Source organism: Edaphobacter lichenicola, assembly GCF_014201315.1.
Lineage (GTDB): Bacteria > Acidobacteriota > Terriglobia > Terriglobales > Acidobacteriaceae > Edaphobacter > Edaphobacter lichenicola_B.
This window is the reverse complement of the sequence record NZ_JACHDY010000006.1, coordinates 197,297-221,615: the sequence shown is the minus strand read 5'-3', so window position 1 is coordinate 221,615 and position 24,319 is coordinate 197,297. Positions and strand designations below refer to the sequence as shown.

Genomic DNA, 24,319 nt, shown 5'->3' with positions numbered 1-24,319 from the left:
CAAAAAAAAGATGCGACGGAACAAAGCAGATCGAACCCACGTAACTTGCTTCACGAATGAATGGCACAGAAACAATTACGCTCGCGGGCTTGTTCGCTGGAGTCCTGGACATAACCGCAACCTCGACGCTCTTTGCACTGCAAGGCCTGCCGCTTGAAAGACTATGGCAGGGCATTGCCAGCGGTGCTTTGGGACCCTCCGTTTTCAAAGGAGGCAAAAGAACCGCCACGCTCGGACTGATCTTCCACTTCCTCATCGCCTTGGCCGTCGCTGCGATCTACTACGCGATGAGCATCAAACTACCGATCCTGATAGAAAAACCCATCCTTTACGGCACACTCTACGGCATCGTCGTTCATGTGGTTATGAGCCGCATCGTAGTTCCGCTCTCAGCTGCCCCCAAAAGAGAGTTCTCGCCAAGGGCCTTCATCACCCAGCTTGTCATTCATATCTTCTTTGTAGGGCTCCCAATCGCGCTCACCGTCACCCATTTTTCTCGATAACCACGACATCCGTCAGCCTCACAAGCTCAACACTTCTTCCCACCCTTGTGCGTCTCCAACCCCAGATCCTCCGCAACATTCGGATCGTACTGCTCCAACTCCGCCAGCAGCCCCTCATCGCTCAAATCCAGCCGCGTCGAGTTCTCCCAGTCATGCCGAACCGTCTTGAGTAAACGATCAAGGATGTGATCGTCTCTCACCTCAATCGCCAACTCCCGACGGCTGTCGAAGCTCCCCGGAGCAAGATTGATCGACCCAATAATCGCGCGCTCCTCATCCGCCAGCAGCAGCTTCGCATGTAGCTTGATGTGTTTCAGCTTGTGAATCTTCACGCCAATATCTTCGAGCACCCTCAGCCCGCTCACGCCCTCAATCAGCTTGTCTTTCTTCAGCTTATGCGGAGGCCGCGCCATAATATGAACCTTCACCCCCCGCTGATTCGCCCTCACCAGGTGTTCAATGATCGTCGGGTCCTGATACCGCTCATTCTGCAGCCACAGTGACTTCTTCGCCTCATCGATCAGCTGCCCCAGCCGCTGCCGCCCATTGCCGATACACCAGATCAGATGCGAGTGATCCCCCGCCTTGAAGTCCTCCCGCTTCCAGTCCGCGTCGAAGCACTCCATCACCTCTTCGACCTCGTGCTTATGCGTCGTCACAATCGCATAGTCCCGCGTCTCGGTAAGATTCTTCGTCTCCCAGTTCAGTGACTCGACAAACGCCATCCTGTCATCGATCACCATCGACTTCTCATGCGTCAGATCGAAGCACGGATTGCTATCCAGCACCTCAATCCCCGCGTCAGTCAACGCAATCCGCGACTCGCCATTCTCCTTCTCGCCGTCCCGCCTCTCCGGGTTCAGCATCACCCGCACGTTCACCCCACGCTGATGCGCGGCAGTCACCGCCTGCAGCAGAGTCGGATCCGAAAACACAAACATCTTTACCCGGATCGACTCCTTCGCCCCATGAATGGCGTCCAGAATCGGTTGGGCAGAATCGTCAGGCAAAACAATCACCGAGCGCGACATAGTCTCTTCCCTCAACTACTAATTTCAGGAACCGGCGTTGATCTCTTCTACAGCCTCTCACTGCCAAACACAACTACCCGTCCATTTAAGCCATCACCTTGTCCAGCCCACCGTCGAACTGCGTCCGATGCAGCGCCGCATAAATCCCATTGCTCGCCATCAACTCCTCATGCGTCCCATTCTCCGCCACCACGCCGCCGTCGATCACAATAATCTGATTCGCATCCCGAATCGTGCTCAGCCGATGAGCGATCGCAATCACCGTCCGCCCCTCCATCAACTTCTCCAGCGCATCGATCACCAGCTTCTCCGACTCGCTATCAAGCGCCGCCGTCGGCTCATCCAGCAGCAGAATCGGGCTGTTCCGCACCATCACCCGCGCAATCCCGATCCTCTGCCTCTGCCCACCCGACAGCGTCGATCCCCGCTCCCCCACCATCGTCTCGTACCCCAGCGGCATCTTCGAAATGAACTCATCCGCATTGGCCAGCTTCGCCGCCGCAACTACCTCCTCCTTCGTAGCCGAAGGCCGTCCAAACGCAATATTCTCCAAGATCGTCCCGCGAAACAGCACCGTATCCTGCAGCACATATCCAATCTTCTCGCGCAGCGACTTCAGCTTATAACCTCGCACATCTTCGCCATCGATCTTCACCGTTCCCGACTGCACATCGTAAAACCGCGGAATCAAACTCACCACCGTCGACTTCCCACTCCCCGTCGGCCCCACGATCCCCACAAACTGCCCCGCCCCGATCTTGAAGCTCACATCCGTCAAAATCGGAGTCTCTGGATCATATCCAAACGCCACATGCTCCAACTCGATCGCCCCCGCAACCGTCTCCGGCGCAAGCCCATCCTCCTTCTCCGGAATAATCGTATCCGTCTCCAGAATCTCTCGAATACGCTCGGTCCCCACGGCAGCCTGCGCCACCGCATTCGTCGTCGTCGCCAGATCCTTCACCGGCTTGAAGAACTTCGCCAGGTAAGCCAGATACACCGTCAGCTCTCCCACCGTCATCGTCTTCGCCAGAATCAGCCCCGCCCCGCGCCACAGCACCACCGCCGTACACAGCGCCACCGTAATCGTCACCACCGGCGACAATAACGCTTTCACACTCCGCGCTTTCAACGCCGCACTCACCGTAGCCTCGCTCACCAGCTGCAGCTGCGCCTGCTCGGTCTCCTCCTGCCCAAACGCCTTCACCGCCTGGATCGACTCAAGCCCCTGCTGCACCACCGCAACAATCTCGCTCTGCTCCTTCCGAACCTCACGCGTCGCCTTCTTCACCGCCTTCTTGAACCGCGAAACAAACAGCAGAAGAAACGGCGTAACCCCGACAGCAATCAGAGTGAAGTCCCAGTTCAGCCAGAACATCAACCCCAGCATGCAGACAATCGTCAGCAGATCCACGAGAATATTCAAGGTCGAAGACGAAGCAAACCCTTCGATCGTCTGAATATCCGCCGTAATCGTGCTCAGAATCGTTCCCGTCGCATGCGTGTTGTAGTACCCCAGCGAAAGCCGCTGCAGATGCTCGTACATCTTCATCCGCAGATCATGCGCCACCCACTGCCCCACGCTCTCCGTGTAGTAGTTGTCGATGTAAGAAGCCACCGCACCCAGCAGCGAGATCACCACAAACGCCAACGCCGCCAGCGCCGCCACATGCAGCCGCGATCCGCTCTCGAGCAATGGCCCGATCAACCGGTGCAGCCACGGAGCCATCCTGTGGTCGCCCACCACATTATCCAGAATGATCTTCAACGGCCACGGCGTCGCAAGGCTCATCACCGTTTCCACCAGCATCGCCAGAAAGATCCCCACCAGCGTGCCGCGATAAGGCCGGATTAGACTTCCAATAAACCGCAACATAAGGAGGCCCTGTCTAAATCAAAATCCCTGAAGACTTCCTGCCGCCATCTCACCATCGGTCCTTCAAGTAGAAATCAACCGCATCTCTCCAACAAGCTTTGTTTCGCAGCGATCGAGTCAGACCAACATCCTACCCGAACCAACACCCCGAACAACTCCCGTCACTCAGCGCACGGTCTATCATCGATCCTCAGACCCTCGCAACAGATCCCTGGAAACGCACACCAACTATGACCAACGAATCCACCAACGACGAAACAACCAACCCCGAAACGAAGCTGGAGGATCTCGAAATCCCAGCCACCACCCCGGCCCTGTCCCTACGCAACTACACGCCCGCCCGAGTCGCCCTCCACCGCACCGGCGTCAGCCTCACCACCACAGACATCCTCGACTTCCAGCTAGCACACGCCCAGGCCCGCGACGCCGTCCACGCCGCACTCGCCCCCGAACACCTCGCCAACCGCCTGCGCACCGAACTCCCGTCCCTGACCGCCCCAATCCTCACCCTCGCCAGCGCCGCCCCCGACCGCGTCTCCTACCTCCACCGCCCCGACCTCGGCCGCACCCTCGCCCCAGCCTCCGCCGCTCTCCTCCACCCCTCCCCCTGCGACTTGGTCATCGTCCTCGCCGACGGTCTCTCCGCCACCGCAGTCGAGCACCACGCCATCCCTCTCCTCGCCGCGCTCCTCCCCGCCCTTCCGCAAAACCAAACCCTCGGCCCCGTCTGCATCGCCACGCAGGCCCGTGTAGCCATCGCCGACCAAATAGGCTCCCTCCTCCAAGCCCGTCTCTCTCTCATCCTCATCGGCGAGCGCCCCGGCCTCAGCTCCCCCGACTCCCTCGGCGCCTACATCACCTGGAACCCCGCCCCCGGCCGCACCGACGCCGACCGCAACTGCATCTCCAATATCCGCACCGCCGGCCTCGACTACGCCACCGCCGCCGCCCGCATAGCCTTCTACTGCGCCGAAGCCCATCGCCTGCAGCTAACCGGCACCACCCTCAAAGAGACCACCCAGCCCCAACTGAATCCCTGAAAGGCAGTAGCGCAGCCCCGCTAATCCCGACCAACGGGAGGGCCCTCAACAGCAACTTTCACCAAACAAGGTATACGCGTCACGAAGTGACCGCCCCGCGCGCAGCGGGCCCGTCCGGCAGGACAGCTCTTCCCAAACACAATTAAAAGTTAGAACAAAAACCGCAGCGCCATCTGTATCTGTCGCGGGCTCCCAATCGTGTGCGTCACCGTACCAAGCCCACTCGGGCAGTTGTAGAAGCCTGCGTTGGTGGCATCGCAGGAAGTAGGTAGAACCGGTGTCCCGGCAACCGGAAGCGGGTTAAAGTTCACGTTCTGCGATACTTCATTCCCTGGTACATCGAAGCTGCTCGTATTCGTTAGGTTGTAAACATCAAATGTATAAGTGAGACTGTATCGCTCCGAGAACTTCGTCACCTTCATCAGCGAGGCATCCGCGCGCTTCTGGAAAGCCTGACGGAAGATATTACGCTGGCCCGTCGTAAAGCCGGTCTCGTAAGGATCAGACGTTGGAACTGCGCCGTTTAGTCCGCCTGCCTGCAGAAGAGGAAGCGTAAAGCACGATGCCTTGAGCGCATTCAGATTTGGGTCGCCATTCGGATTGAAGGCCCCCGAGTGGCCGGTCTTCGCGTTCTTCGCATTACAGCCAGGAGCCAACGGAACGATGGGGTTGGTGATGCCATTGCTCGTGCTGTAGTAGATGCTACCCACAGCTCCGCTAAAGTCGATGACGCTATAAGGTTGACCGCTTTGCAGAATCGTAAGCCCCACCAGAGACCACCCATTCGTGAAATAGCTCTCAATATTGTGGCTGTGAACGAAGTCGGGCAGCCTGTAGACGTAGTTGAAGTTGATGACGTGCGTGCGATCAAAGTCCGCCGAAGCGTACCCATCGCGCAGATTCAGTGGGTTGTTGCCGTTGTAGAAAAGTCCCAGACCGCTCTGCTCGTCGAGCGCGTGAGAGTACGTATAGGATGCTGCAACTTGCAAGCCATGGCTCATACGCTTTTCGATATGCGCCGTTAATGCGTTATAGGCATCTACTCCGGCAGCCTTGTAGTCGATCGACTCTGCTGCATAGCCGATATAAGGAACGCGATGATCGATGTTGCCGCCTTCGTAGTCGAAATCATAACCACTCCCGTCGGGCAAATTCGCTCCCTCAACGTTGTACCCATATGAGTAGTGTTCCCCGTGAATCGCCGCGGAAGGTGACGCGATTCCTGGCTGATTGAAGGGAACCGGAATCACCTGATGCCGGCCAAGATTACCAACGTAGCCCAGCGTGACCGCAAGGTCATTGCGCGGCTGCCACTGAATATCAAGCGTGTAGTTGAACGTGTAAGGCAGCTTGTTCGCGCGATCGTAGACGCCCAGCGAAATCGGCTGCCCGCCATTGCTGATGCTCGCGATATTCGGAAGGTAGTTGCTCAGGTCGGAAGACTTGGGATTCGTTGGAGGCGCATTCTGGATATTTGTATAAGGATTAGCAAGGTTGCCGCTGGCTGCGGTCGGAGCGCCGCCATCTGCCCCACCGCAGGTGGGAATAAAGCCACTGTAGAAGCTTTGAACTGGGCAGCTCTGAGCCGTCACGAACGGAAGCTGCTGATTCACCCCGAAAGGCCCGCCCGTGACGGTTCCAATCGCATAGCCAGGGGAGAAGTAGCTGAACAGTTCGCCGCGGTCGTAGTACATCCCGAACCCCGAACGCACCACCACCTTCCCCCCGAACCTCTCCGGCTGCCACGCCGCGCCCAGCCGCGGACCAACTCCCCACTGCCGGCCCGTCAGTGTCGTCGGACTCACGCCGCTGGTCCCGTTCTTGTTATTGCTCGCAATAATGAAGCCTGGATTGACGATCGTATCCGACGCCTGATTGTAGCTATAGAGCGTGGGGTCGAAATTGAAGATGCGTCCGTTCTTCTCCGTCAGGCCGCCGTTCCAGTCGTAGCGCAGCCCGGCGGTAATCGAAAGCGTGGGAGTAAATTGAAATTTGTCCTGCACATAACTTCCCACCTGCTTTGCCCGGTAGTAACGGCTCGCATCACCCTGTAGAAACGAACTGACATAAAACGCCGTCGAAGCGCTGCCAGGTGTCACATAGCCTTGGGCATAGGCGCTCAGATCGTCTGTCGCGACAGTACCCGTTCCCGTGCGCTTGTCGATCGTGTTCAGCTGCGTGTAGCTATAGCTGGTTCCAAAGCTCACCGTGTGCTTGCCCAACGTCCAGATAGCATTCCCCGACGGCTGCCAGCGATTCTGGAACGCGCCCGTGTTAGGTGCCTGCCCCTCCGCATTCGGGCCAATGTTGAGGATGCCGTTGCTAACCAGACCGTACTGGCCTTGAGCGCTGCCCAGCACATTCACAATCGACACGCCGGGAAAGTAATTCGACCCAAACTCATTGATCGAAACCGTACCCTGCGAGCCTCCGGGAATCGCACTCGGACCGAAGGGCTGCTCGTTATCCACCCAGGTCTTCTCGCGAAGAAACCCTAAGCTCTCCGTCGTACTCAGATTCGACTTCACCAGATAAGTGTTGATGATCGAAAAGACCTGCGCGCCTGAGTCTAGGTGTTCGGTAAATCCCGGAACACTGGAGTAGGCATAGGGAGCCAGCGTCGGATCATGCTGATAGAAATACTTCAGCGAAAGCGTGTCTTTGCTTGAGATGTTGTAGTCAAGATTGGCCACCGCCATATCGGCCTTGAAGCGGCCAGTTCCCGGAAGGAAAGCGTTGTAGGGGTGAGAGGCAGACATGGTCGAAGATCCCGTGTCATTCGGCACAAGCCACTTGCCCGGCTCACCAGGAAGCGAAGGCGAGTTGAACAAAGCCAACGCTGTCTTATCAATATTGGCAGCGGTAAGACCCGTACCAAATGAACCGTTCACCATGTTCGCGAAACCCGCAGCATCGCGATTGTTATCCGATAGGCCAACCGGCACATTGATGAAGTTGTCGCCGATCTCCTGATCCGACACCTGCAGGTGCTGATACGACACAAAGCCAAACAGTTTGTTCTTGATAATCGGACCACCAAAGGTGCCCCCTGCAATATAGCGATGCAGTTCAGGATTCTCATCCTTCGGATCATTCGCGAGCAGCGGATTATTCTTCAAAAAAAACGGCGCCGCGTTGATCCAGTTCGTTCCACGACGCCCGTACGCCGTGCCGTGATACGAGTTGGTGCCCGAAGCAGTACTCACATCGATGTGCGCACCAGAAGTAGAACCCTGCTGGGCGTCATACATCGACGCGTTCACCCGAACCTCCTGGATCGTCTCCGGAGCCGGCGTCGGAATCGCATTGCCAATCGAAAGATAAACCGAGGCGACCGTCTGAATCACCCCCGCACCGCCCTGCGTGGTCGAAGCGCCTGTACTGTTGATCACGCGCTGCGAGCCGACCTGGCTCGTACTCTTCCCGTTGAACAGGCTGCTCGCGTCCACGCCGTTGATCGAGAAGCTGTTGCTCGTGTCCCGCTGGCCATTCGCCCAGATCGGCAGATTCCCCAGTCCAGACTGAGCTCCCGTCCCACCCGGCAGCTCCGCGTTCACACCCGGCGACAGAATCGCCAACCCCGTAAAACTCCCCGTCGGCTGCGGTATCGATTCGATCTGCGCTCTATCCAGAATGTACCCGTTCGTCGTATCCACCGCGTTCAGCAGCGGCACCGCGTCCACGCTCACCACCGTATTCACCGCGCCCACACTCAAACTCGCATTCACCGTTCCCGTCCGGTCGCTCTGCACCGGAACCGCGCTCATCTTCTGCGTCTGAAAACCTTCCTTCGTAAACGAAAGCGTATAAGTCCCAATCGGCAGATTCGCAAAGTCATAAAACCCATTGCTCCCCGCCGTCTGGGTCCGGGTCAAACCCGTCTGATCGCCCACCGCAGTCACCACCGTGCCCTGCAAGATCCCACCCTGAGAATCGGTCACCACCCCCGTCAGGCCGCCAAGCGTCTGCTGCCCAAACACAGGACAAACCAGAAGCACACACATCATCTGGCAAACAAGGACGAGGAAGGAAAGACGCAACCGCTTAGTCATAATCTCTGGCTCCTGAAGTAGTGCAGCTTGAACCGAAACAGTTTTCTTTTGTCTGAAAGTAGCCAATCCGGAAGACACGAATGCAGCGATGCAGCACGGCGGACCCGTGGTAACGACGCCCAGGCAACTGTGAACTTAAACTTCGCGACAGGTGAAATTCAGTTTGCTATGTGAACTTGGAATGGAAATGAGCATATCTGAAGTTGTCAAAATTGCGAAGAAAAATCGTCGCCGCCCTCACCGATGGCTTGCGAAAGAATATCTCCTCGCGACCAACGGGAGCGCCAACCGAAGGGGTATACCCGTCACGAAGTGACCGCCGCCCGCGCAGGGCGCACTTCACCAAAGCCGCAACTACTTCGCCGCCGGCTTCTCCAGCCCGCGATACTTCAGCATCGGCTCCACCTTCGGCGCGCTCCCCAGCCACGCCTCATACATCTTCGCCAGATCCTCCGTATTCCCCCGCGACAGCACCATCTTCCGGAACCGGTCCCCATTCGCCCGCGTCAACCCACCATGATCCTGGAACCACTGGAACGCATCATCATCCAGCATCTCGCTCCACAGATACGCGTAGTACCCCGCCGCATATCCCCCGCCCCAGATGTGCGAAAAGTAGCTCGACCGGTAACGCGGCGGCACATAGCCCAGCGTGAACCCCTTCTTCTCGAGCGCATCCCTCTCAAACTCATCCGGATCCTGCAACCCCTCGCCCACCGGCAGCGAGTGCCACTGCATATCCAGCTCCGCCGCAGCCACCAGCTCCGTCAGCAGATACCCCTGATTGAAATCCACGGCCCGCTTGATCTTCCCCGCCAACTCCTCCGGCATCGCCGCGCCCGTCTTATAGTGCTTCGCATAGTGCGCAAACACCGCCGGATACGTCGCCCAATGCTCATTGAACTGCGACGGAAACTCCACAAAGTCCCGCGCCACCGAGGTCCCCGACAAGCTCGGGTACTCACTATCCGCCAGCATCCCATGCAGCGCATGTCCAAACTCATGGAACATCGTCACCACATCGCTGAAGCTGATCAGCGCCGGCTCTCCCGCCGCAGGCTTCGGCAGATTCGCAACGTTATAGACCACCGGCAGCCTGCCCATCAGCTTCGACTGATCGACGAAGTTCGACATCCACGCCCCGCCGTTCTTGTTATCCCGCTTGTAGTAGTCGCAGTAAAACAGCGCCAGCGGCTTCGCATCCGCGTCGAAGACCTCGAACACCCGCACATCCGCATTCCAAACCGGAATATCCTTCCGCTCCTTGAAGCTCAGCCCATACAGCTGTCCCGCCGCATAGAACACGCCATTCTCAAGCACATTGTTCAGCTCGAAGTAAGGCCGCACCTGCGCCTCATCAATATCGAACTTCGCCTTCCTCACCTGCTCCGAATAAAACTCCCAATCCCAGGGCTCAACCGAAAACCCACCCTTTTGAGAATCGATCACACCCTGAATATCCTTCGCCTCCTCCGCAGCATTCGCCACAGAAGGAGCCACCAGCGCATCCATAAACTTCAACGCACTCTCCGGCGTCTTCGCCATCTGGTCTTCGAGCTTCCAACCCGCATAGCTGTCATGCCCCAGCAGTTTCCCCTTCTCCGCCCGCAGCTGCGCCAGCCGTGCAATCGTCGCTCGCGTATCGTTCGCATCCCCCCGCTCGGTCCGCGTCCACGAGGCATCAAACACCGCCTGCCGCGTCGCCCTTACACTCAGCGAAGAAAGCACCGGCTGCTGCGTCGTGTTCTGCAGCGGCAGCACATACCCCTCCTTCTTCCGCTCCTTCGCCGCCGCCTCCGCTCCGCTCAAATCCGCCGCCGTCAAACCCGCCAGCGCAGCCTTATCCGTCGTCGCATACGCCGCATCTTTCGTCGCCGCCAGCACCTTGCTGCGGAACCCATTCGAAAGCGTCGACTCCTCTTCATTGAGCTTCTTCAGCTTTTCCTTCTCCGCATCCGACAGGTTCGCGCCCGCATGCACAAAGTCCCTGTACCTCACCTCCACCAGCCGCAGCCCCTCCGGGCTCAGCTTCAGCGAAGCCCTCGCCTCATACACCGCCGCCACGCGACCAAACAACTTCGTATTCAAATAAATCGCATCCCGGTGCGCCGCCAGCTTCGGAGCCAGCTCCTTCTGCACCCTCTCCAGCTCAGGATTCGTATTCGCCCCCGTCACTCCATCGAACGCAGCCATCGCCCGTTGAAACAGCGCGCCCGTCTTCTCCATCGCAACAACCGTATTCTCAAACGTAGGAGCAGCAGAGTTATCCGCAATCGCGTCGATCTCCTTCAGCTCCTCCGCCATGCCAGCTTCGATCGCCGGCTCATAGTCGCCATCCTTGATCCGGTCGAACGGCGGAGCCTCAAACGGCAGCGCACTCTTCGCATAAAACGGATTCGACGGCCCAAACGCCGCACTCTTCCCCTCGAACACAGCACCCAGCGCACTACTCACACTCACCCCCGCAAACACTCCCAGCATCACCGCCGGCACTATCACCGAAGACATCACCCAAGAAACACGCCGCACCAAACAAGCGCCACTCCCCAAAAACTCTCTCTTCCTCAATGGCCATCTCCCAAACTCGAATTGTAGAAGATACCCAAGCACTTTGCCGCCACAACTTGAGAGCCCCGCATTTGCCGTTGCCACCCGCCCAGCCACACAACGAATCGGTTGTCTGTTCTCAACCACCAGCCACGACCAACAGGGTGCCCCATCCATCGCGCACTTTGCGATGGGTGGGAATGTAAGCTTTTCAACCCTGTTGCATTTGCGGTTGCCTTTGCCTCTAGGTACCCCAAGGCTTCAGCCTTGGGTCTCTCAAGACAAAAAAGAAAAGGGGCTTTAACCCCTGGGTATACCCCCCCCCTCCCAGCCGAGCCTCTCAAGCGCAAAAGAAAAAACTAATTCCCCACCCGCCACGGCGAAGTAGTCCCCCAACCCCTCAACTCCTTCGTAGCCCAGGCCGTCGACTTATCCGTATGACAAGAGGTACAAGGATTAGGAATCCCCGACTGCTCCGTCTCCCTCGGCGTAATAAACCGAAACGTATGCGCACTCACAAAGTTGTCCTTGATCGTCTGCTCGATCTTCGGCATATGGCAAGCCACGCACTCGCTCCCCTTGCTCCCCGCCGCATGATGCGTATGCTCGCTCACCGTCCCCTTCAGCCCCGCCGGGTTGTCCTTCGTATGGCACGTCAGACAAACCGCATTCCCCTTCGCGATCAGGTCGGACTCGTTCTCATTGCTGTGAACCTGGTGGCAGTCAAAACATCTGATCTGCCGGTGATACATATTGCTCTGCACAAAATCATTCCCCTGCATCCTGTTCTTATGCGCCGTCAGGTCCGCATACTGAAAAAAGTTCGTCACCCCCGGCTTCAACTCCTCCAGCGTCCAGAAATCCGCCAGCCGCTCCCCCGGCACAAACCCCACCGGCCAGTCGAAGTACTTCCCGGCAATCGGATTCGCCAACGGCCGCCCCTGACTGTGGCACTGAATGCACGTGTCATTGCCCCGCACATAATCAAGCGTCGCCGGATTCACAATGTTCTGCTTCGTCGGACGCGCCACATGCAGGCTCCCCGGCCCATGGCACTTCTCGCACCCGACATTCCACTCCGTCACCTGCTTGGTCTCCACGTTGTAGTTCACCGAGTGGCACCCATCGCACGTCGGCCCCGTAGGACGATCGAAGTTACTCGGCCCATAGAACGGAAGCCACCAGTCCGTCCCCGTCTCCGCGTGGTACGGCAGCCATCGCCCCTTCTTCACATCCCACTGCGCCGGCTCCGGATGGTAGTCGTCCCCACGCTTGGTGAAATACCTCTGCTTCCATCGGCTCCCATACACCAACGCCACATCGTCAAGCCCAAACGTCACCAGCGGATTCGGATGCGTAAAGTCCCCCAGCACCGCCTCCGGATGAACCTTCGGATCCCTCACCACATTCGCCATGCGCGTCTGCTTCCACCCGTTGTACGCCGCAGCATGACAAGTCTTGCAACTCTCCGAGCCAACAAACTGAGCCTTGACCGTACCCGCCCGCGCCCACCCGGAGATCAAACCCGTGAACACAAGCACAAAGAAAACCTGCCACCCCTTGGCCGCCACCCGCTCCCGCCCCGTCCATCTTCCATGCCCCATCATGGTCTCCGACTATAAGCGAACTCCGTCACAGAATTGTCACTACCTCCCACATTTGCCCACACTCCCCCGCCACTCTTCCATCAATTTCAGAGAGCGTTGTCCTCCTCCAAAACACCGTCATAATATTTGTCCTTCTCCAAAACACCGTCATAATGTTTGTCCTCCTCCAAAACACCATCATCTCGACCGAAGCGATTCACGGTCTCATCGTGAACCGCGCAGTGGAGAGATCCCTGTATTCGCATTCGCCTTTGCTGTTGCCTTTGCTGTTGCCGTTGTCTGCTCTTAGCCGTCATCCTGAACGGAGTGAAGGATCCCGACACATTCCACCCGCCCATGCTGTTCGAACCTTCCAACCCAAACAGTCCAACCGTCGCCGCTCTCCCCCACAAAAATCGCCATTTCGACCGAAGCGGCCCACAGTTCCATCGTGGGCCGCACAGTGAAGAAACCGCTGTTCCGAATCTGTTAGGAAACTCCGCCATCGCAAGCAAACTAGATCATCGCCTCAAGACGCACATAGCTCGCCTCCATCCCATGCTCCATGCCTGTCGCCAGCATCATCGCTCGCGTCTTCTCATCGGGCAGTGTCATCCGGATCTTCAACAAGCTCCCTTCGCCGTCTCGATCGAAGGTGGTTTCAACATGGTTGTCTGGCGTTCGATCCGGCAGGAACATCCGTTCGACGTGCACGATTCTGCTGAAAGGATTCACTTCAAGATACTCACCAGTGATATGGAATCCGGCGCCTTTGCCGTCCGTCCACTCGTAGCGGAACTTCCCTCCAGCCTTCGCGTCATTGATGCAGACAGGCATGGTCCAGCCTTCAGGGCCGAGCAGCCACTTCTGTATCAACTCCGGATCGGTGTGCGCGCGATACAGCGCCTCCGGCGGCGCAGCAAAGCGCCTCGTCACAATCACATGCGTATCGCCTTCGGTCGTCAACGTCATCTTGCTCATCGCATCTCTCCCTTCTATGTGTCGTTACTCTTCTGTGTGTCGATACCGGCCAGAACTCCATCCAACCGGTCAAAGTTCTTCTCAAGCGCAGTGCGGAGCATTCCAAGCCACTGATCCATCGCTTCGATACCCTCCTTTGCAAGGCGACGGGGTCGCTTTGTGCCTTCCACCCGGCGCAGGATCAGCCCAGCATCTTCAAGCACCTTCAGATGTTGCGAGATCGCCGGTTGCGACATCTCGAAGGGACGTGCCAGCTCATTGACCGTGGCCTCTCCCAATGAGAGCCGTGCCAGAATCGCCCGACGCGTGGGATCAGCTAAGGCCGAGAACTTTGTATCAAGACCATCCATAGACAAAAACTTATATAAGAAATAACTTATTGTAAAGAGTAAATTCACTATTCCCTCCCCACCACCTGGAACAACGCCGCAAGACCACCAGAAACTACCAACAAACCACCACCAAGCCATCACGATCCGCATCTTGAAACACCCGCGGAGGACACCCCGGTCCGCTGCCTTACAATCCCACCATGCCGACTCCGCAGCCCCCGCCCGCCGAGCAGGACCCCCGCGTCTACTTCGCAGCCGAGCGGACCTTCCTCGCCTGGATCCGCACCGGCCTCGGCCTCATGGGCATCGGCTTTGCCGTAAGCCGCTTCGGCCTCTTCCTCCGCCAGATCACCGCCACCCAGTCCCACCTGCCCGCCAACACAACGGGCTTCTCCCTCTGGTCCGGCGTCGCCCTCGTAGCCCTTGGAGTCATCGTCAATCTCAGCTCCGTCTACCGCCACTTCCAGTTGATTCACGAGCTAAGCTCCGGCACCTGGCGCCCCGGCCACGTCTCCCGCGACGCCGTAGTCCTCGGCCTCCTCCTCGCCGCCGCAGGAGTCGCCATGACCATCTACCTGATCCTCGTCCGCTAACCAAAAAATCAGGAGGTACTTGACAAAACAACCACCCACAACAACGCCCAGAGACGGCCACCCTTCAACCCACCAGACATAACCCACTTATTTTCTATATTTTGCAAGCAAGTCATTTAGATAGAATATTTTACAGCCACACACCCCCTGCACGTAAAACAAAATAAAAGACTTACGCCCAAGATACCCTCAGGGGGGAGGGGGAGGGGGACAACCATCATGCCCATAGCCAAACTCACCATCGAACTCGAAATCCCCCACGCCCAGTCCCTCAAAGACCGCCGCCAGGTCCTCCGCTCCATGAAAGATAAACTCCGCCACAGCTTTAACTTAGCCATAGCCGAACTGGACGACGGCATGGTCTGGAACCGCGCCACCCTCGGCATCGCCGCCATCTCCTCCTCCACCAGCTACCTCACCGGCCAGCTCCGCCACATCGACCAGGCCGCCCACCGCATCGCCGCCAACCTCAGCGCCGAAATCACCGACTCCTACGCCGAAATCCTGCCCGAATGACCCAAAAAGACACCGCAATCCACAGGAAATCCGCCGGAATCGCTCCCAGACACTAGGTGGAATGGCCCAACTTTGATATCCTCAACCGTTCTACCTAGTCAAAATCCTATGCCCGAGCAGCGCGCCAGAACCTACCATCGCAACCGTGTCGCCAACACCTTCTCCGAGGAGATCGGAGCCATGCTCGAAGGCGAGCTCTCCGATCCCCGCATCGCCCCCAGCTACGTCACCGAGGTGGTCCTCGCCCCAGGCGGCAAATCCGCTCGCATCTTCGTAGCCGTCCACGGCAACGAGGAGGAGGAAGCCTCCACCCTCGAAGGCCTCACCACCGCCCGCGCCTACATCCGCTCCCAGCTCCGCGACCGCATGGGCGTACGCCACGTCCCCGAGCTCACCTTCGCCATCGACCGCTCCGAGAAGATGACTGGACGCATGGACGAGCTCCTCGCCCGCACCCGCAAGCGGGAGCAGAAGCGCACCCCAGCCGAACCGATCCCAGGGGCCCCCTGCAAACCATGACCTCCCAAGCCCTTCTCCTCGAGACCAAGCCTCACGCAACGCAGATTGACTACCTCCTGGCGGCCTTCCGGACCCATCCCAGCTTTCTCCTCGCCTCGCACACCCGCCCTGACGGCGACGCCATCGGCTCCGTCCTCGCCCTCGCCGAAGTGCTCGACCAGCTCGGCTGCCAGGCCGACGTCGTCTTCGCCGACCCTATCCCCTCCTCCTACAGCACCCTCCCCAACATCGGCCGCATCCACCACACGCCCTCTGCCAACGACGTAGACCCCACCGGCACCACCCCCGCCATCCTCCTCGAATGCGACGGCATCGGCCGCACCGGCCTCCTCGGTCTCGAGGGCCGCACCCTTATCAACATCGACCACCACGCCAGCGGCAGGCCCTTCGCCTCGGTCAATTGGATCGACGAGCACGCCTGCGCCGTCGCCGCCATGGTCTACCACATCGCCGTAGCCGCGAACGTCGAGATCACACCCTCCATGGCCACCTGTCTCTATGCCGGCATCCTCTCCGACACCGGCACCTTTACCTACTCCAGCACCACCGCCGACACCTTCGCGATGGTCCACCATCTCGCCGCCTGCGGAGCCAATCCCAGCCGAATAGCCCGCGACATCTACCTCTCCAACCCGGCCAGCAAGATCCGCCTGCTCGGCATCGCTCTCTCTAACCTCCAATGCGACGACGATCTTGCCTGGACCTGGGTCACCAGCGAAGATATGGACCGCATCGGCGCCATCGCCGAGGACTGCGAAGGAGTCGTCAACTACCTCATCAGCATCGCCGGCGTCGAGTCAGCCGTCTTCCTCCGCGAGGTCGCCAACGCCGACCAGTTTCGCCTCAGCATCCGCAGCAAAGGCGAGACCGACGTCGCCCGGATCGCCGAACGCTTCGGCGGCGGCGGCCATCGCAACGCCAGCGGATGCACCCTCGATGGCCCCCTCCCGGTCGCTCTCGAGCGCATCCTCACCCAGCTACGGACAGGACTCTGATAGCCTTGTCTCGCTCCTCTTAGGAAAATGAACGATATTCAACATCCCGCCGTCACCGGCGCACGGAATGGCAGCGCACCCGTGATGTGGCTCCAGCAGTATCTAAAGCCGCCCTCAATCACGACAATCCGCGAGTTTGTCATCCTCTCCGTGGTCACCATCTTTCTTCTGCTCTATGGTCTGGTCCCGGTCTTCGGCGGCGACCAGCTAGGCCTGGTCGGTGCCGACGAGCCGCGGTACGCCCAGATCGCCCGCGAGATGCTCACCGCGCACTCGCAGGCCTGCCACGATGTCGACGCCAAGATGATTCCGCACAGCCCGCGCCTGGAAGACATCCGCAACTCCTTCCACTGCATCGCCAGCGGCACCGTCACCCCTATCCTCTATGGCAAGCCCTGGCTGGAAAAGCCCGCCCTCTACTACTGGCGCGCCATGAGCTTCTTCAAGGAGTTCGGCGTCTCCGACTGGACCGCCCGCCTCCCGTCCTCCTCTGCAACCCTGGCCCTCGTCGTCCTGATCTTCCTCCACATGCGACGCTTCCGCCCTGGCGGCCACCTTGACGCAGCACTGATCACCGTCTCCTGCGTGGCCATCGTCAGCTTCGCCCGCGGCGCCTCCACCGACATGCAGCTCGCCGCGCCCTTCTGCATCGGAATGCTCGGCTGGTACGCCTGGTACGAGACCGGCAAAAAATTCTGGCTCTTCGATCTCTACTTCTTCGGAGCAGCGGCCACGCTCGCAAAGGGCCCCGTGGCTCCCTTCCTCGCGCTGGTCATCATCCTCCTCTTCGCTGGCCTCCGTCGCGAGTGGTCCCTTCTCCGCCGCACCATCTGGATCCCCGGAGTCATCCTCTATCTGGCCATGGTGTTGCCCTGGTACATCGCCGTTCAAAAACGCAACCCAACCTTCTACCGTCTCTTCTTTCTCGAACACAATCTCGAGCGGTTCGCCACCAACCGCTACCAGCACCATCAACCTTTCTGGTACTACCTCGCGGTCCTTCTCCTCGGACTCATGCCCTGGACCGTCATTGCCATCCGTGCGCTCATCGACTCCATCGAAGTCTCTATCGCCGAGTGGAAGATCCGTCGCAACCCCGCCCGCTACCTCGGCCACACCCGCGCCGGCGACGCCTTCCCCGAGTTCCTCGTCCTCTGGGCACTCTTCCCCATCGTCTTCTTCTCCTTCTCCGGCTCCAAGCTCCCCGGCTACATCCTTCCCTCCATCCCCCCGCTGACCATCCTCACCGCCGACTATCTCAACCGCAGCCGCCGCCAGGGCCTGCCGCAATGGCTCATCTGGGCGCACGCCGCCACCTGCGGCCTCCTCGTCTTCGTCCTCGCTCTCGCCCCTCAGCACATGAAGTACGAGACCTTCGTACCCTCCGCGCAATGGCTGCTGGTCGCAGGCGCCGCCGCACTAGCCTTCGGGGCCGTCGTCTTCCTCACCATCCGTCGTTGGGGCATCCCGCAGATCTGCAACGTAACCCTGCTTCCAGTCCTCGCAACTCTCGTCTTTCTCCTCGGCTTCTACGGCAAAGAGCTCGATATGAACTACTCTGCCCGCCCCCTCGCCCGCGAGATCCAGCAACAGGCACCCGACGTGAAGCTGGTAGCCACCGACATCAAGCGCGACATGGACTACGGCCTCGCCTTCTATCGCAACCAGCCCATGATCCACTACGGCACCGACGGCGTCCCCGACGCGGAGCACATCCTCGTCATCCGTGCCAGCGACGCCGGCGATCTCGATCGCTGGCTCGGCGGGCGCGTCTACAAACCCTTATTCCTCTACGAATCGCAAGGGATCGAAGTCTACCGCGTCTACGCTCGCCCCCCAGACGTCCCGCCCGACCAACGGGAGGACCACCCCCATCATCCAACCAAGACCGGTAGACACGTCACGAAGTGACCGCGCGAACCGGGGTCCCCACAAACAGGTCTTCGTTTGTGGGGTGGCTAAGGGAAGGAGGCCCGTCCGGCAGGACACCGGGGTGCCCGCACTAACACTCACCCATCCCACCAAAATTCCTATAAGCTCGACGAAAGACCTCCCACAGGTATGGCCGTCGCGACCCAACTCGAGATACTGGACCTTCGCCACTTTTCGGCGCGCCAGCTTCGTCCTCTGCTCGAAACCGAGTCGCGCGTCTGGGAGCAACGCCTTCGCTGGAACTATCAAAGCTCCACCGAACTCCTCCTCCAGTACCTCGACTCGCGCATCCTGCCCGGCTTCGTCGCACTCGACCGCGGACGCATCTGCGGCTTCACCTTCTGCGTCTACGAAGGCCAGAAAGCAGTAGTCGGTGACGCCTTCGCCATCGCCAACGACACGGCGCAGATGCTTCAAACCACGCACACCCTGCTCCACCAGCTGCTGCAGCTTCTGCAAAACTCCCCCGGCATTCAACGCATCGAGTCCCAGCTCCTGCTCTACGACGCCGGCTCCATCAACGAGGTCTTCCTCGCATCCGGCTTCACCATGTATCCCCGCCTCTTCATGGAGTGCGACCTCAGCGTTCCGGCAGACGCCCCCCATGCTCCTCCCGAGCTGAATCTTCCCGCCACCGTTGAGCTGCTGCGCTGGTCCACCGATCACTATCAGGCCGCAGCCGAACTCATCCACGAGTGCTACCTCGGTCACATCGACGCCCGCATCAACGATCAGTACTGCTCCCTCCACGGCTCCCTTCGCTTCCTCCACAACATCGTCCGCTTCCCCGGCTGCGGCGTCTTTGAGCCCAACGCCTCCTGGGTCCTTCGCGATCGCCACAACGGCTCCATCGTCGGAATGTTGCTGTGTTCCCGCGTAGCCAGCGACGTCGCCCACATCACCCAGCTCTGCATCGCCCCCGCCTGGCGAGGCCACGGCCTTGGACGAGCCCTCCTCAACCATTGCATCGATCATCTAACCCGCGCCAGCTTCGCGGCCATCACTCTGACCGTCACCGAAGCCAACCAGCAGGCCGTCAAGCTGTATGAGAACCACGGCTTCTTCACCCGCCATCGCTTCGACGCCATGGTTCTAGACCGGACGAATCCTATTCCCAACCAACGGGAGGACCGGCAATGACCATCCCACCAAAACAAGGTATACAAGTCACGAAGTGACCGCGCGAACCGGGGCCCCCACAAACAGGTCTCGTTTGTGGGGTGGCCAAGCGCAGTGGGCCCGTCCGGCAGGACGCCTCGCCCAAGATCAAACCGCAAATCTCTCCGCCGACCGAGACTTCTTCTTCGCAGCCTCTTCCTCTCGATCCTTAGGCGGCGCATTGGTCTCAAGCGACGCCAGTAGTCGAGCCGAAACCGAAGCGATCTCATCGACGGCAGAATGGAACGCATCCTCATTCGCCTTCGATGGCTTCGTAAACCCGCTGATCTTCCTCACAAACTGAAGCGACGCATCACGAATCTCTCCCTCAGTCACAGGAGGATCGAAGTTGAACAGTGTTTTGATATTCCTGCACATTGCTTCACCTCAACGCATAGGAGAATTCACGACCGAATCTTACTCCACGTGATAGTTAGGCGCCTCACGCGTGATGATCACATCATGAACGTGACTCTCTCGCAGCCCGGCGTTCGAGATCCGAATAAATCGAGCATTCGCCTGCAGCTCCGCGATCGTCCCGCATCCCAGATACCCCATCCCCGAACGCAGACCGCCGACCAGCTGATACACCATGCCCTCAAGCGGCCCACGATGCGGCACCCGCCCTTCAATTCCCTCCGGCACAAACTTCGCCAGCCGGTTCGAGCCGCCGTTCTCCCGCGCCGTCAGCGATGGCCTCTCCGTGCTCGCAGCATCTTCCATATCGCTCTTGCCCTGGAAGTAGCGCTCGCCCGATCCCTGCGCCATAGCCGACAGCGAACCCATCCCGCGATAAGCCTTGAACGACCGCCCCTGATAAAGAATCGTCTCCCCAGGACTCTCATCCACTCCAGCAAACAGCGACCCCATCATCACCACGCTGGCCCCAGCCGCAATCGCCTTGGTCACATCGCCCGAGTACTTGATTCCGCCATCAGCAATAATCGGAATACCCCGCTCCTTGCCCGCACGATAGGCCTCTGAGATAGCCGTAATCTGCGGCATGCCGGCACCGGTCACCATGCGCGTCGTGCAGATCGACCCCGGCCCAATCCCCACCTTCACCGCATCGGCTCCAGCATCCATCAGCGCAATCGCCCCGTCATACGTAGCGATATTTCCCGCCAGCAGATCGATCTGCGGAAACCGCTTCTTCACCTCGCGCACCGCCTCCAGAACACGCGACGAGTGTCCATGCGCCGAATCGATCGCCAGCGCATCCACCCGCGCCGCAACCAGAGCCTCAGCCCGTTCCAGAAAATCCCCCGTAGCTCCAATCGCTCCCGCCACCCGCAGCCGCCCCTGCGAATCCTTCGAAGCATTCGGATACTTCAGCTTCTTCTGAATGTCCTTGACCGTAATCAGACCCTTCAGCTCATAGTCGTCATTGACCACCAACAGCTTCTCCACGCGATGCTGATGCAGAATCTGCTCCGCCTGCTCCAGCGTCGTACCCACCGGCACCGTAATCAGATTCGCCTTCGTCATCACCGAGTCAATCGACAGATCCGTCCGCGAGACAAACCGCAGGTCGCGATTCGTCAAAATTCCCACCAGCTTCTTGTTCTTCGTCACCGGCACGCCCGAGATCTTGTATCGCCGCATCACCTCCAGCGCATCCGCAATCGACTGCTCCGGCGCAATCGTCACCGGGTCAACGATCATCCCGCTCTCCGACCGCTTCACCTTGTCGATCTCCCCCGCCTGCTGCTCAATCGTCAAATTGCGATGCACCACTCCCAGCCCACCCTGCTGCGCCATCGCAATCGCCAGCCGCGCCTCCGTCACCGTATCCATCGCAGCCGACATCAACGGCGTGCTCAGCGTGATATTGCGTGTCAGCTGCGTCTGGGTGCTCACCTGGGTTGGAACAACGTCGCTATAGGCAGGCACGAGAAGAACGTCATCAAACGTAAGGGCTTCGGGTACGGGGGAGCTAATCATAATTTTTATAGGTTCCAGTTGTAATTGTTTAAAAGCGATAGGCCATGCGGCAGCAAGCCTGTATTTCGCGGGATTTCATCGATTGTAGAGTCGCCAACCGCCCATAGCAAATTGGATGGTCTGATTTCACGAAAGTTTCTTGGCCCGTCCGGGCGCCTCAGTTCCCTTCTAACCGGGACACCATTGAATTACGGCAAAAGTAGATGTATCATTTGAGTTGCAGACGATTTTGTTCCGTCGTACGAATGAGAGCCGTGACCGCACCGGTGATTTGACGGAAGAGATGAGTGGGCTAAAGCCCACTTTTTATTTGCTCTAAAAACGTTTGTGCACGCGGGACCATCGAACCGGAAACAAAACGCTTATGGCAGTCCAGCTAGACCAAATTCGAGCAACCGCGGAGCGTGTCGCCGCCTCACACAACCTGGAACTCGTCGATCTTGAGTTTCAGGGCGGAGTCAAGTTCCGCACCTTGCGCGTCTTTGTAGAAAAGAATGCAGCAGAACGAGCCAAACTTGCCGAACTCGCAGCAAATGAAGCCGTTCAGGATCTTCCGAAGGGTGTCCCGGTCGAAAGACTCTCCGGCGTCACCCACGAGGACTGCGCTGTATTTGCACAGGATTTCGGCACCGTCCTCGATGTAGAAGACCTCATCCCGGGCGCAGAGTACACCCTCGAGGTCTCCTCACCCGGCCTCGAACGCAAGCTGTTTCGGCCCGAAGACTTCACCCGGTTTCAAGGCAGTCTGGTCAAACTCCAGACCTTCACGCCAGTGAACAAGAACAGGCAGTGGCAAGGCCGTCTCGCCAAATTTTCAGACGGTGTACTGACAATCGACCTCTCTGCCGTCAAACAGAAGGGCAAGGCAAAGAAGGCTGTGACAGAATCGACCGTCGACATCGCCCTGGCGAACGTCGAAAAGGCCAATCTGGTCGCGGAGATTTAGAAGCTGTCGCACAAACGACAGATCAAATCAGTGCAACAACAAGAAACAAACCCGAAAAATCGGGCATGAGCAAGGAAGAGTGAACAATGGCAAGTGTTCTGTATCAATCGATTGAGACTTTGAGCCGCGATAAAGGTATCGAGCCTGCAGTGGTCGTAGGCGCCGTAGAAGACGCCATCGCGCTCGCCACGCGCAAGTACTACAAGACCCAGGAGAACATGCGCGCCGAGATGGACCGCGAGACCGGCGAGATCCGCGCCTACGTCTTCAAGACCGTCGTCGAAACCCCCGAACAGGTCGAGGACGACATCAACCAGATGACCCTCGAGCAGGCCCGCGAGCTCGCCCCCGAGGTCGAGGTCGGCGGCGAACTGCGCTTCTACAAGGACACCACCCCCCTCGGTCGCATCGCCGCCCAGATGGCCAAGCAGGTCATCTTCCAGAAGGTCCGCGAAGCCGAGCGCGACACCGTCTTCAACGAGTACAACCACCGCGCCGGCGAGGTCCTCAACGCCACCGTCAAGCGCCTCGAGCCAATGGACGTCATCTTCGACCTCGGCAAAGCCGAAGCCCGCATGCCCAAGCGCGAGCAGTCGCGCCTCGAGCAGTTCGCCGTCGGAGAGCGTGTCCGCGTCGTCCTGCTCCGCGTAGACCGCGCCGCCAAGGGCCCGCAGGTCATCGTCTCCCGCGCCGCGCCGGGTCTGGTTCAGAACCTCTTCCAGTCCGAGGTTCCCGAGATCTACGACGGCACCGTCACCATCCGCGCCATCGCCCGCGAGGCCGGCGAGCGCACCAAGATCGCCGTCATGTCCCGCGACAAGGACGTCGACCCCGTCGGCGCCTGCGTCGGCATGAAGGGCATGCGCGTCCAGTCCATCATCCGCGAGCTGCGCGGCGAAAAGATCGACATCATCGAATTCTCGGAGGAGATTACCACCTTCGCCGAGAAGGCCCTCCAGCCCGCCAAGGTCAGCCGCGTCTCCATCACCGACCTCGCCGACAAGCAGATCGAGGTCATCGTCGACGACACCCAGCTATCGCTCGCCATCGGCAAGAAGGGCCAGAACGTCCGCCTCGCCGCCAAGCTCCTCCAGTGGAAGATCGACATCAAGAGCGAAGAGGAGAAGCGTCAGGAGGTCGAGAGCCAGATGCAGGCCATGAGCGGCGGTCCCACGACCCCGATCGAACAGGTCTCCGAGCTCGGCGAAACCATCCTCGAGAAGCTCATCGCCGCCGGCATCACCACCGTCGAAGCCCTTGCCGACATGACCCCCGAGCAGCTCGAAGAGGTCCCCGGCATCGGCGAAAAGACCGTCGAAAAGATCTCCGTCGCCGTTCGCCACTACTTCGGCCAGTACGAAGAAGGCGAAGAGCGTCCTGCCCCTGCCATCTCCGCTGCATCAGAGACGGCAGTCACTGAAGCGGAGGAGGGCTCCATGGAAAAGACACCCGAAGCAATTCTTGCCGCAGAAGCCGGCATCGGCACCGCACACGAGGTCAACAACCTCTCCTCAGAAGACATCGCCAACGCCGAAGAGGCCGAATCGGCCAGCGATGCCTTCAGTGACAATGATGCACGAGAAGAACGGATCGAATTGGATAACGACAGCGTAGACAGCCTGGTAGAAGAAGCCCAGGAGCACTCCGATGAAGGTATCGACGATGGAAACGATCGTGGTTAGCCAGTTCAACCACGCGCCACAGCACTCACTGGATCACGGACTCTCGAAATCCAGTAAGAGCACTTACAATAAAGATTCCTGCAACG

19 protein-coding genes are annotated in these 24,319 nt (G+C 59.2%); 10 read left to right on the top strand and 9 right to left on the bottom strand.

Features of this window, described 5'->3' with window-relative positions:
• The first annotated feature begins 56 nt into the window (after positions 1-56).
• The gene (locus HDF09_RS18240; protein ID WP_183768893.1) at positions 57-503 is read left to right on the top strand and encodes a hypothetical protein; all 447 of its coding nucleotides are present in this window, start codon (positions 57-59) and stop codon (positions 501-503) included.
• Positions 504-529: 26 nt separating this feature from the next.
• On the opposite strand, the gene HDF09_RS18235 is transcribed toward HDF09_RS18240, so the two are convergent.
• Entirely contained in the window at positions 530-1,534 is a 1,005-nt protein-coding gene (locus tag HDF09_RS18235; protein WP_183768892.1) for a phospholipase D-like domain-containing protein, read from the bottom strand.
• 85 nt (positions 1,535-1,619) lie between these two features.
• Complete coding sequence (locus HDF09_RS18230; protein WP_183768891.1) at positions 1,620-3,410, bottom strand: ABC transporter ATP-binding protein; 1,791 nt, start codon at positions 3,408-3,410, stop codon at positions 1,620-1,622.
• A gap of 230 nt (positions 3,411-3,640) precedes the next feature.
• Between HDF09_RS18230 and eutC the strand changes: the two genes are divergently transcribed.
• Complete coding sequence (eutC, locus tag HDF09_RS18225; RefSeq protein ID WP_183768890.1) at positions 3,641-4,450, top strand: ethanolamine ammonia-lyase subunit EutC; 810 nt, start codon at positions 3,641-3,643, stop codon at positions 4,448-4,450.
• A gap of 149 nt (positions 4,451-4,599) precedes the next feature.
• Here the strand turns inward: eutC and HDF09_RS18220 are convergent, their stop codons facing one another.
• The 5 genes from HDF09_RS18220 to HDF09_RS18200 form a co-directional block, all read right to left on the bottom strand.
• Positions 4,600-8,502 (bottom strand): carboxypeptidase-like regulatory domain-containing protein, encoded by a 3,903-nt coding sequence (locus HDF09_RS18220; protein ID WP_183768889.1) that lies wholly within the window; start codon positions 8,500-8,502, stop codon positions 4,600-4,602.
• A 354-nt stretch (positions 8,503-8,856) separates the two neighbouring features.
• The gene (locus tag HDF09_RS18215) at positions 8,857-11,031 is read right to left on the bottom strand and encodes a M3 family metallopeptidase (RefSeq protein WP_311719935.1); all 2,175 of its coding nucleotides are present in this window, start codon (positions 11,029-11,031) and stop codon (positions 8,857-8,859) included.
• 377 nt (positions 11,032-11,408) lie between these two features.
• Positions 11,409-12,656 carry a cytochrome c3 family protein gene (locus tag HDF09_RS18210; RefSeq protein WP_260181733.1) on the bottom strand — a complete coding sequence of 416 codons (1,248 nt, stop codon included), beginning with the start codon at positions 12,654-12,656 and terminating at the stop codon, positions 11,409-11,411.
• A gap of 495 nt (positions 12,657-13,151) precedes the next feature.
• A complete protein-coding gene (locus HDF09_RS18205; protein ID WP_183768888.1) occupies positions 13,152-13,616 on the bottom strand; it encodes an SRPBCC domain-containing protein in 465 nt (154 codons plus the stop codon).
• A gap of 14 nt (positions 13,617-13,630) precedes the next feature.
• Positions 13,631-14,098 (bottom strand): ArsR/SmtB family transcription factor, encoded by a 468-nt coding sequence (locus HDF09_RS18200; protein WP_260181731.1) that lies wholly within the window; start codon positions 14,096-14,098, stop codon positions 13,631-13,633.
• A gap of 50 nt (positions 14,099-14,148) precedes the next feature.
• Here HDF09_RS18200 and HDF09_RS18195 point away from each other — a divergent pair, with 50 nt between their 5' ends.
• The 6 genes from HDF09_RS18195 (at position 14,149) to HDF09_RS18170 (ending at position 19,643) form a co-directional block, all read left to right on the top strand.
• A complete protein-coding gene (locus HDF09_RS18195; protein WP_183768887.1) occupies positions 14,149-14,541 on the top strand; it encodes a YidH family protein in 393 nt (130 codons plus the stop codon).
• A gap of 219 nt (positions 14,542-14,760) precedes the next feature.
• The gene (locus HDF09_RS18190) at positions 14,761-15,057 is read left to right on the top strand and encodes a DUF503 domain-containing protein (RefSeq protein ID WP_183768886.1); all 297 of its coding nucleotides are present in this window, start codon (positions 14,761-14,763) and stop codon (positions 15,055-15,057) included.
• A gap of 108 nt (positions 15,058-15,165) precedes the next feature.
• On the top strand, positions 15,166-15,576 hold the full coding sequence (gene rbfA, locus HDF09_RS18185) for a 30S ribosome-binding factor RbfA (RefSeq protein WP_183768885.1): 411 nt from the start codon (positions 15,166-15,168) through the stop codon (positions 15,574-15,576).
• Positions 15,573-16,571, top strand: coding sequence for a DHH family phosphoesterase (locus HDF09_RS18180; protein ID WP_183768884.1), 999 nt, complete (start codon positions 15,573-15,575; stop codon positions 16,569-16,571). Before rbfA ends, HDF09_RS18180 begins: the two co-directional genes overlap by 4 nt.
• A gap of 27 nt (positions 16,572-16,598) precedes the next feature.
• The gene (locus HDF09_RS18175; RefSeq protein ID WP_183768883.1) at positions 16,599-18,482 is read left to right on the top strand and encodes an ArnT family glycosyltransferase; all 1,884 of its coding nucleotides are present in this window, start codon (positions 16,599-16,601) and stop codon (positions 18,480-18,482) included.
• Between the two features lie 150 nt (positions 18,483-18,632).
• The gene (locus tag HDF09_RS18170) at positions 18,633-19,643 is read left to right on the top strand and encodes a GNAT family N-acetyltransferase (protein WP_183768882.1); all 1,011 of its coding nucleotides are present in this window, start codon (positions 18,633-18,635) and stop codon (positions 19,641-19,643) included.
• Positions 19,644-19,769: 126 nt separating this feature from the next.
• On the opposite strand, the gene HDF09_RS18165 is transcribed toward HDF09_RS18170, so the two are convergent.
• Positions 19,770-20,039, bottom strand: a complete 270-nt coding sequence (locus HDF09_RS18165) for a DUF2277 domain-containing protein (RefSeq protein ID WP_183768881.1) — start codon at positions 20,037-20,039, stop codon at positions 19,770-19,772.
• A 39-nt stretch (positions 20,040-20,078) separates the two neighbouring features.
• Positions 20,079-21,605: an IMP dehydrogenase gene (gene guaB, locus HDF09_RS18160; protein ID WP_183768880.1), complete on the bottom strand. Its 1,527-nt coding sequence runs from the start codon at positions 21,603-21,605 to the stop codon at positions 20,079-20,081.
• Positions 21,606-21,969: 364 nt separating this feature from the next.
• On the opposite strand from guaB, the gene HDF09_RS18155 reads away from it, so the two are divergent.
• A complete protein-coding gene (locus HDF09_RS18155; RefSeq protein ID WP_183768879.1) occupies positions 21,970-22,551 on the top strand; it encodes a ribosome maturation factor RimP in 582 nt (193 codons plus the stop codon).
• Between the two features lie 86 nt (positions 22,552-22,637).
• Positions 22,638-24,233 (top strand): transcription termination factor NusA, encoded by a 1,596-nt coding sequence (gene nusA, locus HDF09_RS18150; protein ID WP_183768878.1) that lies wholly within the window; start codon positions 22,638-22,640, stop codon positions 24,231-24,233.
• The last annotated feature ends 86 nt before the right edge of the window (positions 24,234-24,319 follow it).

What these genes read in the sequence shown, in the direction of transcription:
- HDF09_RS18230 (WP_183768891.1), bottom strand. Translation starts at nt 3,410, where the DNA reads ATGTTGCGGTTTATTGGAAGTCTAATCCGGCCTTATCGCGGCACGCTG.
- nusA (WP_183768878.1), top strand. Translation starts at nt 22,638, where the DNA reads ATGGCAAGTGTTCTGTATCAATCGATTGAGACTTTGAGCCGCGATAAA.
- HDF09_RS18165 (WP_183768881.1), bottom strand. Translation starts at nt 20,039, where the DNA reads ATGTGCAGGAATATCAAAACACTGTTCAACTTCGATCCTCCTGTGACT.
- HDF09_RS18200 (WP_260181731.1), bottom strand. Translation starts at nt 14,098, where the DNA reads ATGCGGATCGTGATGGCTTGGTGGTGGTTTGTTGGTAGTTTCTGGTGG.
- eutC (WP_183768890.1), top strand. Translation starts at nt 3,641, where the DNA reads ATGACCAACGAATCCACCAACGACGAAACAACCAACCCCGAAACGAAG.
- HDF09_RS18220 (WP_183768889.1), bottom strand. Translation starts at nt 8,502, where the DNA reads ATGACTAAGCGGTTGCGTCTTTCCTTCCTCGTCCTTGTTTGCCAGATG.
- rbfA (WP_183768885.1), top strand. Translation starts at nt 15,166, where the DNA reads ATGCCCGAGCAGCGCGCCAGAACCTACCATCGCAACCGTGTCGCCAAC.
- guaB (WP_183768880.1), bottom strand. Translation starts at nt 21,605, where the DNA reads ATGATTAGCTCCCCCGTACCCGAAGCCCTTACGTTTGATGACGTTCTT.
- HDF09_RS18180 (WP_183768884.1), top strand. Translation starts at nt 15,573, where the DNA reads ATGACCTCCCAAGCCCTTCTCCTCGAGACCAAGCCTCACGCAACGCAG.
- HDF09_RS18235 (WP_183768892.1), bottom strand. Translation starts at nt 1,534, where the DNA reads ATGTCGCGCTCGGTGATTGTTTTGCCTGACGATTCTGCCCAACCGATT.
- HDF09_RS18190 (WP_183768886.1), top strand. Translation starts at nt 14,761, where the DNA reads ATGCCCATAGCCAAACTCACCATCGAACTCGAAATCCCCCACGCCCAG.
- HDF09_RS18195 (WP_183768887.1), top strand. Translation starts at nt 14,149, where the DNA reads ATGCCGACTCCGCAGCCCCCGCCCGCCGAGCAGGACCCCCGCGTCTAC.
- HDF09_RS18155 (WP_183768879.1), top strand. Translation starts at nt 21,970, where the DNA reads ATGGCAGTCCAGCTAGACCAAATTCGAGCAACCGCGGAGCGTGTCGCC.
- HDF09_RS18175 (WP_183768883.1), top strand. Translation starts at nt 16,599, where the DNA reads ATGAACGATATTCAACATCCCGCCGTCACCGGCGCACGGAATGGCAGC.
- HDF09_RS18210 (WP_260181733.1), bottom strand. Translation starts at nt 12,656, where the DNA reads ATGATGGGGCATGGAAGATGGACGGGGCGGGAGCGGGTGGCGGCCAAG.
- HDF09_RS18240 (WP_183768893.1), top strand. Translation starts at nt 57, where the DNA reads ATGAATGGCACAGAAACAATTACGCTCGCGGGCTTGTTCGCTGGAGTC.
- HDF09_RS18170 (WP_183768882.1), top strand. Translation starts at nt 18,633, where the DNA reads ATGGCCGTCGCGACCCAACTCGAGATACTGGACCTTCGCCACTTTTCG.
- HDF09_RS18205 (WP_183768888.1), bottom strand. Translation starts at nt 13,616, where the DNA reads ATGAGCAAGATGACGTTGACGACCGAAGGCGATACGCATGTGATTGTG.